Here is a 15,254-nt window from a genome sequence, read left to right on the forward strand (position 1 = left end):
GGGTTTCGGTTAGCCCGAATTTTCTACCGGATGCATTGTCACTGTAGCACCTTTGAAGTCCACGGCCAGCAGGAGCGACTGCCACGGCGAGCCGGATCGTGCTGCGATGAGCTCGGCCGCCACCAGCCGCTGGGCGGGGTCGCTGCAGAGCACGAGGATCGACGGGCCGGCCCCGGAGACTACTGCGGGAAGCCCGTGCGAACGCAGTTCGAGGATGAGCGACTCCGTCTCGGGCATCGCCGCGGCACGGTAGCGCTGGTGGAGTTTGTCCTCTGTCGCGGCCAGAAGGAGCTCGGGGCTCTGGATGAGCGCGGCGATGAGCAGCGCCGAACGCGAGACGTTGAATATCGCATCCTCGTGCGGCACCGACGCCGGTCGCAGGCTTCGCGCGAGCTCGGTCGACATGGTCGACTCGGGCACCGCGATGAGTGGCGAGACGCCGCGGTGCACGATGAGCTTCTTGTGCTGCGGGCCGGCATCCGTCGTCCAGGCGATGGTGAGACCTCCGAAGAGCGCGGGAGCCACGTTGTCCGGGTGACCCTCGAGGGCCGTCGCCAGGGCGAGCAGAGCACTGGAGTCGAGGTCGACGATCCCGTCGAGCAGACCCTTCGCCGCCATGATGCCCGAGACGATCGCGGCACCGGATGACCCGAGCCCACGCCCGTGTGGGATGTTGTTGCGCGCCACGAGTTCGAGACCCGGCAGCGGCTGGGAGTACGCGGCGAAGGTGTACGCGATGGCGGTGACGACGAGGTTGGTCTCGTCGGTGGGCACCTCGCCAGCGCCAACGCCGATCACCTCGACCGTCGCGCCGGGGGCATCCCGTACCGTGACTGTGAGCTCGTCGTAGAGGGACAGCGCGAGGCCGAGGGTGTCGAAGCCCGGACCGAGATTGGCCGTGGTCGCGGGTACCCGAACGGTCACCGACCGCCCGGCGAAGGCCTCGACCGATGCCGAAAGTGAAACTGGTGCGTTCACACGCTGACTTTGGCGAGACCGAGCACGCCGGCCACCTCGTCGGTGTCGTTCGCGACGACCGTTGGCGTGACATCCGCTCCGTCTGCGGTCTTGAGGGCCCACTGGGGGTCCTTGAGGCCGTGGCCGGTGACGGTGAGCACCACGGTGGATCCGCGCGGGATCTCCCCCGCGGCCGAACGCTCGAGGAGACCGGCGACGCTGATCGCCGAGGCTGGCTCAACGAAGATGCCGACCTCGGCGGAGAGGATGCGGTACGCCTCGAGGATGTGCGTGTCGGAGATCGCGCCGAAGTAGCCGTTGGTCAGGTCGCGGGCGGTGATGGCGAGCTCCCATGAGGCGGGGTTGCCGATGCGGATCGCGCTGGCGATCGTGTCCGGGTTCTTCACCACGTGGCCGAGTACGATCGGGGCACTTCCGGCGGCCTGGAAGCCGAACATTCTCGGGTGCTTCGTCGAGTCGCCCCGCGCGAGGGATTCCCCGTACCCGCGGGAGTAGGCGGTGTAGTTGCCGGCGTTGCCGACCGGGACGATGTGGATGTCGGGGGCGTCGCCGAGCACCTCCACGACCTCGAAGGCAGCGGTCTTCTGGCCCTCGATGCGGTCGTTGTTGACCGAGTTGACGAGGTGCACGGGGTAGTTCGCCGCGAGGTCACGGGCGATGTCGAGGCAGTCGTCGAAGTTGCCGCGGATCTGCAGCAGCTCCGCGTTGTGGGCGATCGCCTGGGCGAGCTTGCCCATCGCGATCTTTCCCTCGGGAACGAGCACCGCTGCTGTGATGCCGGCGTGGGTGGCGTAGGCGGCCGCAGAGGCCGAGGTGTTGCCGGTCGAGGCGCAGATGACGGCCTTGGCACCGGCTTCGACGGCCTTCGAGACAGCCATCGTCATTCCGCGGTCCTTGAAGGATCCGGTGGGGTTCATGCCCTCGTACTTCACCCACACGTTGGCGCCGGTGCGAGCCGACAGTGCGGGAGCCGGGATGAGCGGAGTGCCACCCTCGCCGAGCGTGATGATCGGAGTGGCGTCCGAGATGTTCAGACGGTCTGCGTACTCGCGGAGGACTCCGCGCCACTGGTGGGCCATTATGAACCTTCTACTCTCAGTACGGACGTGACCCGCACGACGACATCGCTCGATTCGAGTTCGAGAACGGTCGCCGCGAGATCGGCTTCGGAGGCCTCGTGGGTGCCTATCACAAGGGTAGCGGTGGGCGTGGAGGTGATCGCGCCACCGTAGACGGACTGGGTGAGCGTCTCGACCGAGACCCCGTGCTCGCTGAAGAGCGCGGCGACGGCGGCGAGCACCCCCGGGGCGTCCACGACGCTGAGGGTGATCTGGTACCGCGTGATCACGCGTGAGATCGGCAGGATCGGCAGGTTGGCGTGGGTCGACTCGGCGACCCCCGGCCCGCCGATCACGTGGCGTCGCGCGGCCGAGACCAGGTCGCCGAGTACGGCCGATGCGGTCTCGATTCCGCCGGCACCCGCGCCGTAGAACATGAGATCCCCCGCAGCCTCGGCCTCGATGAAGACCGCGTTCTTGGCGCCATGGACGGCTGCGAGCGGATGATCGCGCGGCACGAGCGCCGGATAGACGCGAGCGGAGACGCCCTCGACGCCGTCGGCATCCGTCAGTCGCTCGCAGATGGCGAGGAGCTTGACCACATAGCCGGCCTTCTTCGCGGCCACCACCTGCTCGAGTGTGACGCCGGTGATGCCCTCCCGGTGCACTGATTCGAGCGGAACCGTGGTGTGGAAGGCCAGGCTCGCGAGGATTGCCGTCTTCTGGGCGGCGTCGAAGCCCTCGATGTCAGCCGAGGGATCCGACTTCTCGGCGTAGCCGAGCTCCGTCGCCGTCGCAAGGGCCGCCTCGAGGGACTCCCCCACGGTGTCCATGCGATCGAGGATGAAGTTGGTGGTGCCGTTCACGATGCCGAGGATGCGCTTGATGCGGTCGCCGGCGAGGCTGTCGCGCAGCGGGCGGATGATCGGGATTGCCCCGGCGACCGCGGCTTCGTAGTACAACTGTGCGCCGACCTGCTCGGCGGCCTCGAAGAGTTCGGGCCCGTGGGTCGCAAGCAGCGCCTTGTTGCCCGTGATGACATCCGCGCCGGAATTGAGGGCCTGGAGGATGAGCGTGCGGGCCGGCTCGAGACCACCCATGAGCTCGATCACGATGTCGGCGCCGAGGATGAGGGACTCGGCATCCGTCGTCAGCAGCTCTTTCGGGATCTCGGCGGTGCGGGTCGCGTCGAGGTCGCGCACTGCGACGCCCACGAGTTCGAGCCCGGCTCCCGCACGGTTGGCGAGCTCCGGGCCGTGCTCGAGCAGCAGAGACGCCACCTGGGCACCGACCGATCCGGCGCCGAGCAGGGCCACTCGCAGGTTGCGGTACTCGATCATGGTGCTCCTTCTTCAGTGATGCCGCCCGCTTCAGCAACGACGACCGGGGAGATTCCGGCGTCGCGCGACAGCAGGTCGGCCTCGGTCTCGCCGCGCACGATCACGCGGGCGACTCGGTCGCGCACGGCGACGACAGCAGGGCGGGCAAGGTAGTTGTAGTTGTTGGCCATGGCCCAGCAGTAGGCACCGGTGGCCGGCACCGCGAGCAGGTCACCGGGCGTGACATCCCCCGGCAGGTAGTCGGCGAGCACCACGATGTCGCCGCTCTCGCAGTGCTTTCCCGCGACCCGCACGAGGGCGGGTTCGGCCGTCGAGGCGCGATTCGCGAGGCGAGCCGAGTAGTCGGCGGCGTAGAGCGCAGTGCGGATGTTGTCGCTCATTCCGCCGTCGACACTGACGTACTTGCGGATCGCACTGCCCGACTCCGGCAGGGTCACCTCGACGTCCTTGATCGTGCCGACCTCGTAGAGGGTGAAGGTCGATGGCCCGACGATCGAGCGCCCCGGTTCGACGGCCACGAGCGGCACGGGGATGTCGAGCCGAGCGCACTCGGAGGCGACGATGCCCGCAAACCGGGCCGCGATCTCGGGCATCGGAAGGGCGGTGTCGACCGAGGTGTAGTCGATGCCGAATCCCCCACCGAGATTCAGCTCGGGGATCGGCCCGCCGGAAAGCAGCTCGGCATGCAGGGCGAGCAGCCTCTTCGCGGACTCGACGAAGCCGTCGGACTCGAAGATCTGCGAGCCGATGTGCGAGTGCAGCCCGAGGAAGCGCAAGGATTCGTGTGATCGGATGCGAGCGACCGCGTCGGGAGCATCGGGGAGCGTGATGCCGAACTTCTGGTCCTCACGGGCCGTGGCGAGGTACTCGTGGGTATGGGCGTGCACCCCGCTGTTGAGACGCAGCCGAACATTTTGAACGCGGGAGTGGCGAGCGGCGGCATCCGCGATGCGCTCGATCTCGATCAGGCTGTCGACGACGAGCACCCCGACACCGACGGCGACAGCGCGGTCGATCTCGGCGAGGGACTTGTTGTTGCCATGGAAGCCGAGCCGGCCCGGATCGACTCCGGCCGCGAGGGCGACGGCGAGCTCTCCCCCGCTGCAGACATCGATGTAGAGCCCCGCTTCGGTCACCCAGCGGGCGATCTCCGTGGAGAGGAACGCCTTGCCCGCGTAGTACACCTTTGCGGCTGATCCGACCCGCGCGAACTCGAGGTCGAAGCACTCTCGGGCTTCAACCGCGCGGGCGCGCACGTCCGCTTCGTCCACGACATAGAGCGGGGTACCGAATTCGGCGGCGAGGGCGGATGCGGAGACCCCCGCCACCTCGATCACTCCCGACGGTGCCCTCCCGGCGTTCTGCGACCAGACTGTCGTGGGCAGCGCGTTGGCATCGGCGGGCGGGCGGAGCCAGGCGGGAGCCAGCGGATTCGCGGTCACGCGCACACGCCCTTGGTAGTGAGGAGCGCGGTGTCGAGGGTGACCGACCTGCCGGAAACCGCCAGTTCGAGGGAAGAACCTTTCACCGTCACGGAATCGAGGGGAAGCTGTTTCGGGAGGTACTTGGCCACACACACCTTCTGCGTCGCGAGCACCGGTTCGGCGAGAGCGCCGAACGTGGCCCGGAGGCCGGCCGGCGTGACCGTGGCACCATTGACGACGAGCGACCGCGGGGTGAGCGCCAACTGCCCGTCGACGGCAGAGGGCACGAAGGCGATCGCCACGGGAACAGTTACTCCGAGGGCGGTGATCGTGGTTCCGAGTTGTACGGCACCCGACGCGATCGTCACCGAGGTCACCGGCAGGGTCGTGAAACCGGCGAGCAGCTTCTTGAGCTCGTCCGCGCCGGCGACGAAGACCACCCTCGCTCCGTCGATCGGCTTCGACTGGCTGAGCGGCACGCCGGTGGCCGTGAGGGTGGCCTTGCCGCTGAGATCGCCGACTCCGAGCTTGTCGATCGCGACATCCACCCGCTGGAACTTGCCGGTCACCGCCTGGTAGAGCACCGAGGTGCCGCCGATCTTCACGGTGACGGGTGTCGAATCGGAGAGGGACAGCGAGCTGCGGGCCTTGGACTCGATGACGTTGCCGACATACCACCGGGCGCCGTTGTCGACGGCGACGGCGAGCACGATCACGATCACGAGGAAGACTGCCAGGCCGATCCAGCCGCGACCCCGGCGCCTGACGATCTCCGTCTCCACGAAGGGGAACGGGTCGGGTTCCGAGTCTCTCGGGGCCGGGTCTCTCGGGGCGGGGTCGTCCGGATATTGGCGCCCCGATCGGCCGAGGTTCCAGTCGTACGGCTCGCCGTCCTGCGGTGCCACGCCTACATCCGCTCCGGCGCCGAGACGCCGAGGAGGCCGAGGGCGTTGCGCAACACCGTGCCGGTGGCGTCGTTCAGCCACAGGCGAGTCCGGTGCAGGTCGGTCACCGGGTCGTCTCCCAGCGGGGTGACGCGGCAGTTGTCGTACCAGCGGTGGTAGGCACCGGCGAGTTCCTCGGCGTAGCGCGCGACCCGGTGCGGTTCGCGCAGCTCCGCCGCCTGCGTGACGACGCGGGGGAATTCGGCGAGGATCCCGAGCAGGCTGCTCTCGGTCTCGTGGGTGAGCAGCGCGGCATCGAAAGCGCTGCGATCCACTCCGCTGTCGGCCGCATTTCGGGCGACGGACTGCGTGCGCGCGTGGGCGTACTGAACGTAGAACACCGGATTGTCGTTGGTGCGCTTCGTGAGGAGGTCGAGGTCGATGTCGAGTTGCGAGTCGCTCGACGAGCGGACCAGTGCGTAGCGCGCGGCATCCACTCCCACCGCCTCGACGAGGTCTTCGAGCACCACGACGGTGCCGGCGCGCTTGCTCATCCGCTGCGGCGTGCCGTCCTTCAGCAGGTTCACCATCTGGCCGATGAGGATCTCCAGGTTCACCCGCGGGGTGTCACCGAAGGCCGACGTCATCGCCATGAGCCGCTGCACATAGCCGTGATGGTCGGCACCCAGCATGATCAGGTTGCGCTCGAAACCACGCTCGCGCTTGTTGAGGTAGTAGGCGAGGTCCCCAGAGATGTAGGCGCCCTCGCCGTCGCTCTTGATGACAACCCGGTCTTTGTCGTCGCCGAACTCCGTGGTGCGCAGCCAGGTCGCGCCCTCGGACTCGTAGATGTGACCGAGGTCACCGAGCCGCTCGATTGCCTTCTCGACGTCGCCGTTCTCGTGAAGGGTGTTCTCGTGGAAGTAGACATCGAAGTCGACTCCGAAGTCGTGGAGGCTCTTCTTGATGTCGCCGAACATGAGATCGACGCCGATTGCCCGGAAGGTCTCCTGTTGGTCATCGCGGGGCAGGTCGGCGAGGTCGGCGGGGGCGATCTCCACCACCCGCGCGGCGATGTCGGCGATGTACTGCCCCCCGTACCCGTCTTCGGGAGTCGGCTCGCCGAGATAGCTCGCCAGCAGGCTGCGAGCGAACCGGTCGATCTGGCCACCGTGGTCGTTGAAGTAGTACTCGCGGGTGACGATTCCGCCCTCGGCGGTGAAGATGCGGGCGAGGCTGTCGCCGACCGCGGCCCAGCGCACGCCGCCGAGGTGGATGGGGCCGGTGGGATTCGCCGAGACGAACTCGAGGTTGATCGTCACGCCCTGGTAGAGGGTGCCGTTGCCGTAGGCCGACCCTTGATCGACGATCGCCTTGGCGAGGGCGCCGGCCGCAGCGGCGTCGAGGCTGATGTTGATGAAACCGGGGCCCGCGACATCCACCGCCGACACGCCGTCGATCGAGCGGATGCCCTCGGCCAGCTCGAGGGCGAGCTCCCGCGGGTTCGCCCCCACCCGCTTCGCGAGCTTCATGGCGATGTTGGACGCCCAGTCCCCGTGGTCGCGGTTCTTGGGGCGATCGACCTTGACGTCGTCGAGAGTGAGGCCCGAGGCATCCGCTCCACGTCGCTGGAGCGCGCCGGTGACGATGGCGAGCAGCTGGGCGGAGAGTTCGGCGGGAGTCACGAGCAACGATTCTATCGGGCGGCCGCGGGCTCACCGCTGGCGCGCCCCGCGGTGCGATCGGCGTGACTGGGCGAAGATGGAGGCACGCACACCAGGGGGCATCACACACCATGACAACCATCACCGACTCTCGACTGCGGTCGACCGTCATCGTGGTCGCGCTCGCCGCGACAGTGGCACTCGCGCTCGCCGGCTGCGTCCCGGAGCCGGGCAGCCAAGCAACCCCGAAACCGAGCAGGTCGTCGACGTCGAGCGCCTCGCCCTCCGCGAGTGCGACGCCGTCACCCAGCCCCTCTACTCCTGCGGCTGCCACTCCCACGAAGATCCCCTGTGACACGCTCGTCTCCGCGCAGACGGTGTACGACTTCAACCCCAACTTCGGGCTGGACAGCGCCTTCTCTCCGAAGTCCGGCAGCGCCGCAGCGACTGCCGTCGCCTACACGGGCACGGCGTGCAACTGGCTCAATCAGACGAGCGGCGACACCTTCACCGTTGCCGTCGCCCGGCCCGCGGCGACCGACCTCGCCTCGGTGAAGGCGAAGGCTGCGACGGGAACCCCGGCGTCGGGTCTCGGCGATGCGGCCTACTTCTCGACGAGCGGCGGGGTCGGCCGGGTGGATGTCTTCAGCGGCGCGTACTGGCTGGTCGCGACATCCGTCTATTTCGGGTCTGCCGCCGATGCGAACGATCTCGTCACTTCCGCACTCGGAGCGCTGAAGTAGTCCTCAGCGCAGCTGCACCTGCTGCTGGAAATCGTCTGCCGGAAGCTCGTCGACGATCGCGAGCACCTGCAGGTCGAGCAGCGTGAGATTGGCCCAATGGTTGGTGAGGAAGGCGATGTCCGCCGCATCGCGACCGGTAGAGATGCGCAGGAGGCTCTGGCGCGGCGCGAGCCCCGTGGCATCCACCACATGCCAGTTGCCGTCGACGAACGCCTCTGCGACCGCGTGGAAGTCCATCGGGCTGAGCCCGGGCGCGTAGACGGCGGCCATTCGGGCGGGCACGTCGATCGCACGAAGCAGCGCGATCACGAGGTGGGCGTAGTCGCGGCAGACCCCCTGGCGGGCGAGCAGCGTGCCCACCGCGCCATCCGTGACCCGGCTCGATCCCGGAACATAGTAGAGGCGGTCGTGCACCCAGCTGCTGACGGCGTTGAGCAGCACGAACCCGGTGAGGCCGCGGAATTCGGATGACGCGGTGGGAAGCAGCGTGTCGGACTCACAGTAGCGGCTCGGGCGAAGGTAGATGATGGTGTCGAGGTCGTCCGCCGTCGCCGAGAGCGACTGCCCGATCACCTCGGCCGCGTAGTCGATGGTCATGCGACCTCCGGCGCTGATCAGCTGGTGAAGGCGGGAGCCGTGGCGGTCCACGAGTTCCTTCGGCTGGAGCGTGACCCCGTCAAGGCTGATGTCGAGGCGCTCGGATGTGAGGGTGGCGCCCTGCGCAACCGCGAGACTGAGCACCATATCGGTGCGTCCGGCGATGTCGAGTTCGAGGCGGGCGGCGACGTTACGGAGCATGCGTCGATCCTGCCACGCAGGTGTTACCGGCTGATGACGTGGGGATGTTGCGGGGTTGCTCGCCCGGCACGATTCCGGGCCATCACGGACTATCCTGGCCGGCGTGCCGACCCTGTTTGTCCGCGATCGCCCGTGGAAGGGGCAGCTACGGCCAGAGGAGGTCGCGCACCCAGCGGCCGCCGTCCCGCCGATACCGCAGGCGCAGCTGGTCACGCTCGCGCGCGGCCTGCCAGAATTCGAATTCCACCGGCCGCACGAGGTAGGCCTGCCATTCGTCAGGAACATAGTCCGGATCGGCATCGATCCGCTCACGCGCCGAACTCACAGCGGAGTCGTACTCCGCATCCGTCGCCGGCAACGGCTCGCTCTGCTGCCCGCCCGCCGCGATGGCCCGGGCGTTGGGATGCCGCTTCAGGAAGTCGATGCGGGCGAGCTCGCGGGACCCCGGCTCCACATCGCCCACCACCCGGATCTGCCGGCCCTGTTCCCGCCAATACAGCAGCAGTGCGGCGCGCGGGTTCGCAGCCAGATCGCGACCCTTGGGGCTCGATGAGAGGGTGGCGAACCACAGGCCCTCGGGAGTCACATCCTTAAGCAGCAGTGTGCGAGCGGATGGCGCGCCCTCACCGCTTACGGTGGCGAGGGTCATGGCGTGGGGCTGCGACACTTCCGACTCGAGGGCGAACCCCAACCATTCTTCGAGCAGGGCTGTGGGATCTGCCGGGGCGGCATCCGTATCGAAGGTCGGCAGTTGGCCGCTGAAAACGGTCAGCGCGCGCAGGCGGTCGCGCCAGGAGGCATCGGTCATGGCTGCAGCCTACGTTTCGGGCCGACAGTGCGGCTGGCAGCGGGCTGGTAACGTAGACCTGCACTTGAGCCCCCATAGCTCAGGGGATAGAGCACTGCCCTCCGGAGGCAGGGGCGGCAGTTCGAATCTGCCTGGGGGCACTGTTGTCACGTGACAGGTCATTTCGGATTTTGACATCTAAACCGCACAGCGCGGTTTACGGGTGCTTCCGAGATCCCGAAGCACTAAATCCCCTTGTCGCGTTTGACGCACCCCACTGCGAATTTCATGCGGGCGGGTCATACGGACACCGCGGCCGATCTAGGCCTACGATTCCCAAGCACTGCCTATGAATTTCCGTCAACGGTTCCAAAGTGACGCACAATCGCCACCCGTTGACGGTGGCTCTACGGGCAGCGGAACTGTCGCGCTAGACGTCCGTCTTACGGGCAGCCGCGATACTCGAAAACTTTTGGCAGCGGCGATGTGCCCAAGGTGAGCGTTGCGTATACCAAACGCTTCCATTCCGCCATAGACAGAACACCCGTCACCCCGGTCAACCAAACCATGAGCGGTTCCTAGCTGCGTTAGCGGTCTTTGGCTAGGTCGGTAGGTTTGCGGAACGGCAGATCGATTCCGATCAGAGTGGCGATCATCGTCCATAGTGCGCCGCTAGCCACTCCGATCAGTATTGTTGCTGCTGGGTCGATGAGGCTGGGTGTGAGCGCCGCCGATGCGAGTGCGGTTGCGAGAACGAGGCAACCCGCAATCGCGAACTGCTCGATGAGCTGGATGAGGGCGAGCGAGCGGGGGGATGTGCCCGACATTCTGTAGGCGGCCCACTCCCCGGTGCGGAGACGGTTAAGGGCTCCGGCGGTGATTGCACCTGCGATCGCAAGTATGAGAGGGAGGAAACGCTCGGGCCGATTGAGGAAAACTGTCACGGGATCGCGCGGCTCAGAGAATCTGTAGCTGGCAGAGACTGGCCCGCCGGTTGACTGGAGTTCAGCGGTGACGCGCGACGACACCGCCGGCTCGCTGGCTAGTGCACTGATCTTCACGAAGCAGCGACTGCCGGTTCGAATCGCAGGTGGCAGACCGACGACGATCGCGGAATTCGTGCCGATGACGTCGGGCTGGCTATCGCCCACCGACGCGGACTGGATGGTGCCATCCGGCATTCGCAATGTGAATCGCTGCCCCGTATCTCGCAGCGCCGCGCCTACCACTGCGCCACTGACATCCAGAGTTGGCAAGAGCGTATGGCTCGCTTCGATGACGGGGATGTCAGTCCCGACCTGCACAAAGTCGGAGGAACCAGCGCTGATAAGCAATCCCGAGGAAAGCACGTCCGGGTCCTTACTGAGCGCCTCGCACGACGCCCGGTCAATGGCGACCGGGGAATTCTCATCGGCCGCGGCTAGGACGAAAACACCGCGACCAGACTGTGCTTCCTGGGCGAGTTGTTCGCGTAACTGCACCGATTCCCAGGCGGCATAGAGCGGAATCGCTACCCCGACGATCGTCGCGAAGACAAGCACGCCGTACAAGCGCGATTGCAGTGAAAAGACGTTCTTGGCCGCCTCGCGAGCGAGCTGTCCAGGCGCCCATCGGTCACGCTGCATTGGTGTGCTCCGACCGCAGTGACACTACTGCCTCCGCAGCATTGATAAGTATCGGATCGTGCGTGGCGACGATGATTGTCGCCCGACTACGAAGGCCGATGAGAAGCTCGGCGAGTACATAGGTGTTCGCTGCATCCAGGCTCGCAGAGGGTTCATCCGCGAAGATCAGCGGCTTCGAGGTCGCGAGTGCTCGCGCGAAACTTACCCGTTGGAGTTCGCCGCCGGAGAGCACGCGTGCCCCCGCGTTCGCGCGGGAAAGCAAACCGACGTCCGTCAGTGCTCTTTCGGCGATCGCATGGGAGGCGGCGAGTCCCCGGCCCTCGGCCAGTGGCGCGATCATTACGTTGTCCAGCGCTGTTCGAGTGCCGAGCGCGTTTGCTCCCTGAGGCACCCAGGCAACCAGGGCAGGGTCGGGAGCGGTGAATTCGCCGTCATCGTTCACAAAAGAAACGTTGCCGCTATCGAGGCGTTGATAGCCTGCCATCACCGCGAGAAGGGTCGACTTGCCGCTGCCCGACGGCCCAACCAGCGCGGTGACACGTGCATTGTTGAAGGTTGCATCTACTCCCTCAAGCACGCGTCGATCTCCGAAGGACAGTCGGCCCTCGGTCACAATCACTTGCATGTGGCGCGCACCGTCGGCGGCAGGGCCGATGGGTCTCGGACTACCCGAGATCCGATCAAGGTCGTTGGTACGGCCACCGAGCCAAGCTCGCCCCTGATCAGGTCCGGTGCTGACAGCCGAATACTCCGATAGGTCTTTGATGCAGCAACGAACACGCAGGCGACATCGCTACCGGTCAAATAGATCGATCCGCTCGGCACGACGCCAACCCGCGCTGGCGATGCGACGGACAGCACGGCGCCTGAATATATCGTTTGACTGCCCTGGGTGGTAGCGCTGACGGTGCCTGATGTCGTGGCCGCCACAAGCAAGCCCAGCACACTGGAGCTCTCTGCCGGTGTGAGCGATAGAGACTCGATATCGACGTGAGCGGAGCCAGACGTCAGTCTGAGCGTGCCCGTCGGAACGGTTGGTTTTTGGCTACCTCCTCCGGACACGACGAATTTCACTGAGGTCGGCACTCCGGCGCTTTCGATAAGGACATCACCGGCACCAACGGTGTCGCCAACTCGCACCTTCACAACTCCGACCGAAGTTGAGTCGGCGGGGACCCAAGCCACGTTGGCCGCGCTGAAGACCCCGTTCGGCGTGACACCGATGGATTTCGCGTAGGCAGAGGCTGCTGCGGCCAGGGAGCGCCCGTATGTCGACGAGACCGAAGCAGCCGGGAGTAGACCCAGCGACGCAAGGAAACTCCCGAGCTGGCTTACGTCGTCACCCTTCGCTCCGACGCTCAGGTCCCGGAACAGCGGGGACGGTTCAATATACGCGCGGATCGTGGTGCCACTGACATCGATGAGTGGAGTTCCGTTCACCATCGGCGAATTTGGTGCAACCCTGACGGCAGTTACAAGACCCGATATTGCCGACTTCACCTGCGAGGAGGCCGAGGTTACCGCGGTAACGTCAACGGCCTGTCGTGAAGCATCGAGTCGGGATCCAACCGCCACGGTTACCGGCGCGCGCGCTGCAAGAGCAGTGGACTCCATGGATTGCGAGAATGGCACTAAGGCAACGAAAAGTAGCACTGGAACGACCCACAGCGCCACCAGTGGAAGCACGAACGCAATCCCACTCCGCGGTCGCCCGCTCGCGGAATCACCCTTTGACATCCTCATCGCGTCAGAAATCTAACATCGGCGAGCATCCTTGGGGTCCGCACAGACATCCGATCTCAATATTGCTCGCCGCCGAACGGCCCGGTCACGATTGCAGAAACGGCATACTTCATTGGGCGACCGGACCGGTTTACGGTACCTAGGGAAGCGATATCACCACCGTCGACGCCGATGTCTTGTGCCTACTGTTCGACCCTGGCGAGTACGGAGGATTCTGAATCGCGTCAGTGGTGCTGGAGGCATATCCGGTCCAGTACTTGATCCCGTTGTAGTAGTTAGGTCATAGCGGCGTAGTACGTGCCACATCCGCCTATCGAGTCGCGCACGGATTCCGAGTGATCTGTAAACAGCTTCGCATAGTAGGTACCCGAGGCTGCGCAACTAGGGTGCTGCTGGCTCACGAGTGCTGCACTGGCAGGTCCCGCCACCCCGACGACGAGCGCCAGTCCGACTATCCCCGTCGATGCCATGGCAATCAACCGCTGTGTTCGACGCTTCATTGAGTCTCCCTTTCTTTTTTAGTGAATATATGAGCCGGAGACCATTCCGAATATCCTGCGTGCGAAAGACGGCCTTAATGAGGACATGATTTGTCCTTAGGCGGTGCTAGCGTCACTTGGGTGAAGAGGGTAGCGGTGCCTATAATGCTCGCCGCGATCATGACGCTCGCCGGTTGTGCAAATTCGACCGCGCTGCCACGATCGGAGCAGCCACTCTGGGGAATTACGGTCCCTCAAAACGCCCCAATCTCATCGGCTCAGCGTGGCGTGCTCGCAGACGGCACCGTCACCAATGACGAGTATCAGGCGTCATTCCGCCGATTCTCCGCCTGCCTTGCCAAAGGTGGATTCGTAGTGATGGAAAACGACGCTGTGAATGAGGTCATCCAGTACGGTGTTCCAGCTGCAGCCGGCAAACTCAACGACTCGTGTTACACGAAAGAGTTCCAGTGGGTGGATGGGGTGTGGCAGGCTAGCCGAGAAGACACATCAAACCAGGCCAAGTCATACGGCGTGTGCCTAAACGAAAAGGGAATCACACCGAAGAAAACGGAAGAAGCTCGGTACGAGCAGCTTCAACAGGCCCATATCGACGCGGCCAACTGCTACAAACGGATATACCCGCAGGGCTGAACGCAAAGTCGTGGGCTTTCTGCCGTCGGTTCGTTGGCTCCTTCACCGATCGACTAGTCGGCGGCCAGCAGTGGTCAATGGAATCGTATTCATCGGGCTCATCGGATCCTCCTTTGACGCAAAGCCATTGGCGGTCTGCTCGGAGAATTGGTGATCCGGATCGTTGTATTTCTCATTGCAATTCGCGCGTAGGAAGGTCCAGCTTCGGCGTTCCTGACGAAGAATCGCCGGGCGTCCGTAGAGCGTTCCGCTTGCGGGCACCCAAAATGGCGAAATACGCCCCGGAATCGGCCTCGAGGAACCCGGCGAAATCCCGTCCGGTGATCGTCCGGCTTGCGGGCATTCGGTCTGGCAATATCTCGCAAAATCCGGTGAAGAATCCTCGTGCTAGCGTCGCCGCATGACTTGGGACAATTCTGCCGTCGGACTCGTCTGGTTGACCGTCGCGATTCTCGCCGGCGGATACGCTCGCACGCGCAGTCGATCTGCTTGGACGTGGTTTCTGCTGACACTGTTCCTGGGTCCGTTCGCAGCGTTCCTGCTCGTGACGTGGCCCGCCCGTGAACCCAGCGCACCGGACTCGAGTATCCGCGAGGTTCCAACGGGAGACTCAGCCCTCTAAAGCTTCCTCCTCGGACCGCGCTCCGCGCCCTGAGTTAGGCTCACTGCGGTGAGCACACACCCATTCTCGATCCGATCAACAACCAATGCTGACTGACGTGAGGTTCGTCATCTGCGCTTGGAAATGATTCGCGATACCCCGACGGCATTTGCTGAATCGCTTGAGGAAGCGCTGAGCCACGACGAGGCTGAGTGGAGGATGCGCGGGCGGCGCGGCGCAAGCGATCATGGCATCGCGATCGCTGCAATCGCCGAATCTGGGCGCTGGGTGGGACCATGGCCGGATTCGACCAGATCACGACACCGGTCCCCTTCTCGTGGGCGTTAATGTAGCCCCCGATTTTCCTGCAAGCGAGTCAGGACTGACTGATGCACTGCTCGCGGCCATCGATGATTGGGCACGCACCGAGCGTGACCAGTCGACTCTCCATGTGCACGAAGAGAACTCTCGCGCAG

The 15,254-nt window shown here is 65.2% G+C and carries 13 protein-coding genes and 1 tRNA gene; 3 read left to right on the forward strand and 11 right to left on the reverse strand.

The genetic code is table 11. From position 1 onward, the window contains the following. Positions 1-9: 9 nt before the first annotated feature. The 6 genes from thrB to argS are packed head-to-tail and all read right to left on the reverse strand — an operon-like array spanning position 10 to position 7,369. Positions 10-978 (reverse strand): homoserine kinase, encoded by a 969-nt coding sequence (gene thrB / locus ACVXZ4_RS11945; RefSeq protein WP_461795060.1) that lies wholly within the window; start codon positions 976-978, stop codon positions 10-12. Further along, positions 975-2,057 carry a threonine synthase gene (gene thrC, locus ACVXZ4_RS11950; protein WP_461795061.1) on the reverse strand — a complete coding sequence of 361 codons (1,083 nt, stop codon included), beginning with the start codon at positions 2,055-2,057 and terminating at the stop codon, positions 975-977. Before thrC ends, thrB begins: the two co-directional genes overlap by 4 nt. Further along, on the reverse strand, positions 2,057-3,376 hold the full coding sequence (locus ACVXZ4_RS11955; RefSeq protein ID WP_461795062.1) for a homoserine dehydrogenase: 1,320 nt from the start codon (positions 3,374-3,376) through the stop codon (positions 2,057-2,059). Before ACVXZ4_RS11955 ends, thrC begins: the two co-directional genes overlap by 1 nt. After that, positions 3,373-4,818 carry a diaminopimelate decarboxylase gene (lysA, locus tag ACVXZ4_RS11960; RefSeq protein WP_461795063.1) on the reverse strand — a complete coding sequence of 482 codons (1,446 nt, stop codon included), beginning with the start codon at positions 4,816-4,818 and terminating at the stop codon, positions 3,373-3,375. Before lysA ends, ACVXZ4_RS11955 begins: the two co-directional genes overlap by 4 nt. Beyond that, complete coding sequence (locus tag ACVXZ4_RS11965; protein WP_461795064.1) at positions 4,815-5,705, reverse strand: LmeA family phospholipid-binding protein; 891 nt, start codon at positions 5,703-5,705, stop codon at positions 4,815-4,817. The genes lysA and ACVXZ4_RS11965 overlap by 4 nt, the downstream gene beginning before the upstream one ends. A 2-nt stretch (positions 5,706-5,707) precedes the next feature. Then, positions 5,708-7,369: an arginine--tRNA ligase gene (gene argS / locus ACVXZ4_RS11970; RefSeq protein WP_461795065.1), complete on the reverse strand. Its 1,662-nt coding sequence runs from the start codon at positions 7,367-7,369 to the stop codon at positions 5,708-5,710. A gap of 110 nt (positions 7,370-7,479) precedes the next feature. On the opposite strand from argS, the gene ACVXZ4_RS11975 reads away from it, so the two are divergent. Next, positions 7,480-8,091 (forward strand): arginyl-tRNA synthetase, encoded by a 612-nt coding sequence (locus ACVXZ4_RS11975; protein ID WP_461795066.1) that lies wholly within the window; start codon positions 7,480-7,482, stop codon positions 8,089-8,091. Between the two features lie 3 nt (positions 8,092-8,094). Here ACVXZ4_RS11975 and ACVXZ4_RS11980 read toward each other — a convergent pair whose 3' ends face one another. After that, positions 8,095-8,889 (reverse strand): transglutaminase-like domain-containing protein, encoded by a 795-nt coding sequence (locus ACVXZ4_RS11980; RefSeq protein ID WP_461795067.1) that lies wholly within the window; start codon positions 8,887-8,889, stop codon positions 8,095-8,097. 145 nt (positions 8,890-9,034) lie between these two features. Further along, a complete protein-coding gene (locus ACVXZ4_RS11985) occupies positions 9,035-9,697 on the reverse strand; it encodes a pyridoxine/pyridoxamine 5'-phosphate oxidase (RefSeq protein ID WP_461795068.1) in 663 nt (220 codons plus the stop codon). Between the two features lie 68 nt (positions 9,698-9,765). Between ACVXZ4_RS11985 and ACVXZ4_RS11990 the strand changes: the two genes are divergently transcribed. Further along, positions 9,766-9,837, forward strand: a tRNA-Arg gene (locus tag ACVXZ4_RS11990). Between the two features lie 426 nt (positions 9,838-10,263). Here ACVXZ4_RS11990 and ACVXZ4_RS11995 read toward each other — a convergent pair. From ACVXZ4_RS11995 to ACVXZ4_RS12005, 3 genes are read right to left on the reverse strand one after another with little or no spacing between them, the layout of a single operon-like run. After that, complete coding sequence (locus tag ACVXZ4_RS11995) at positions 10,264-11,301, reverse strand: hypothetical protein (RefSeq protein ID WP_461795069.1); 1,038 nt, start codon at positions 11,299-11,301, stop codon at positions 10,264-10,266. Further along, the gene (locus tag ACVXZ4_RS12000) at positions 11,291-11,878 is read right to left on the reverse strand and encodes an ATP-binding cassette domain-containing protein (RefSeq protein ID WP_461795070.1); all 588 of its coding nucleotides are present in this window, start codon (positions 11,876-11,878) and stop codon (positions 11,291-11,293) included. The genes ACVXZ4_RS11995 and ACVXZ4_RS12000 overlap by 11 nt, the downstream gene beginning before the upstream one ends. Before the next feature lie 38 nt (positions 11,879-11,916). After that, complete coding sequence (locus tag ACVXZ4_RS12005; RefSeq protein WP_461795071.1) at positions 11,917-12,744, reverse strand: hypothetical protein; 828 nt, start codon at positions 12,742-12,744, stop codon at positions 11,917-11,919. Between the two features lie 944 nt (positions 12,745-13,688). Here ACVXZ4_RS12005 and ACVXZ4_RS12010 point away from each other — a divergent pair. Next, positions 13,689-14,177 carry a hypothetical protein gene (locus ACVXZ4_RS12010; protein ID WP_461795072.1) on the forward strand — a complete coding sequence of 163 codons (489 nt, stop codon included), beginning with the start codon at positions 13,689-13,691 and terminating at the stop codon, positions 14,175-14,177. The last annotated feature ends 1,077 nt before the right edge of the window (positions 14,178-15,254 follow it).

Source organism: Lacisediminihabitans sp. FW035, from assembly GCF_054880895.1.

Coding starts and splice junctions, on each gene's coding strand:
- thrC (WP_461795061.1), bottom strand. CDS start 2,057: ATGGCCCACCAGTGGCGCGGAGTCCTCCGCGAGTACGCAGACCGTCTG.
- ACVXZ4_RS11955 (WP_461795062.1), bottom strand. CDS start 3,376: ATGATCGAGTACCGCAACCTGCGAGTGGCCCTGCTCGGCGCCGGATCG.
- ACVXZ4_RS11975 (WP_461795066.1), top strand. CDS start 7,480: ATGACAACCATCACCGACTCTCGACTGCGGTCGACCGTCATCGTGGTC.
- ACVXZ4_RS11980 (WP_461795067.1), bottom strand. CDS start 8,889: ATGCTCCGTAACGTCGCCGCCCGCCTCGAACTCGACATCGCCGGACGC.
- ACVXZ4_RS11985 (WP_461795068.1), bottom strand. CDS start 9,697: ATGACCGATGCCTCCTGGCGCGACCGCCTGCGCGCGCTGACCGTTTTC.
- ACVXZ4_RS11995 (WP_461795069.1), bottom strand. CDS start 11,301: ATGCAGCGTGACCGATGGGCGCCTGGACAGCTCGCTCGCGAGGCGGCC.
- ACVXZ4_RS12005 (WP_461795071.1), bottom strand. CDS start 12,744: ATGGTGAACGGAACTCCACTCATCGATGTCAGTGGCACCACGATCCGC.
- ACVXZ4_RS12010 (WP_461795072.1), top strand. CDS start 13,689: ATGCTCGCCGCGATCATGACGCTCGCCGGTTGTGCAAATTCGACCGCG.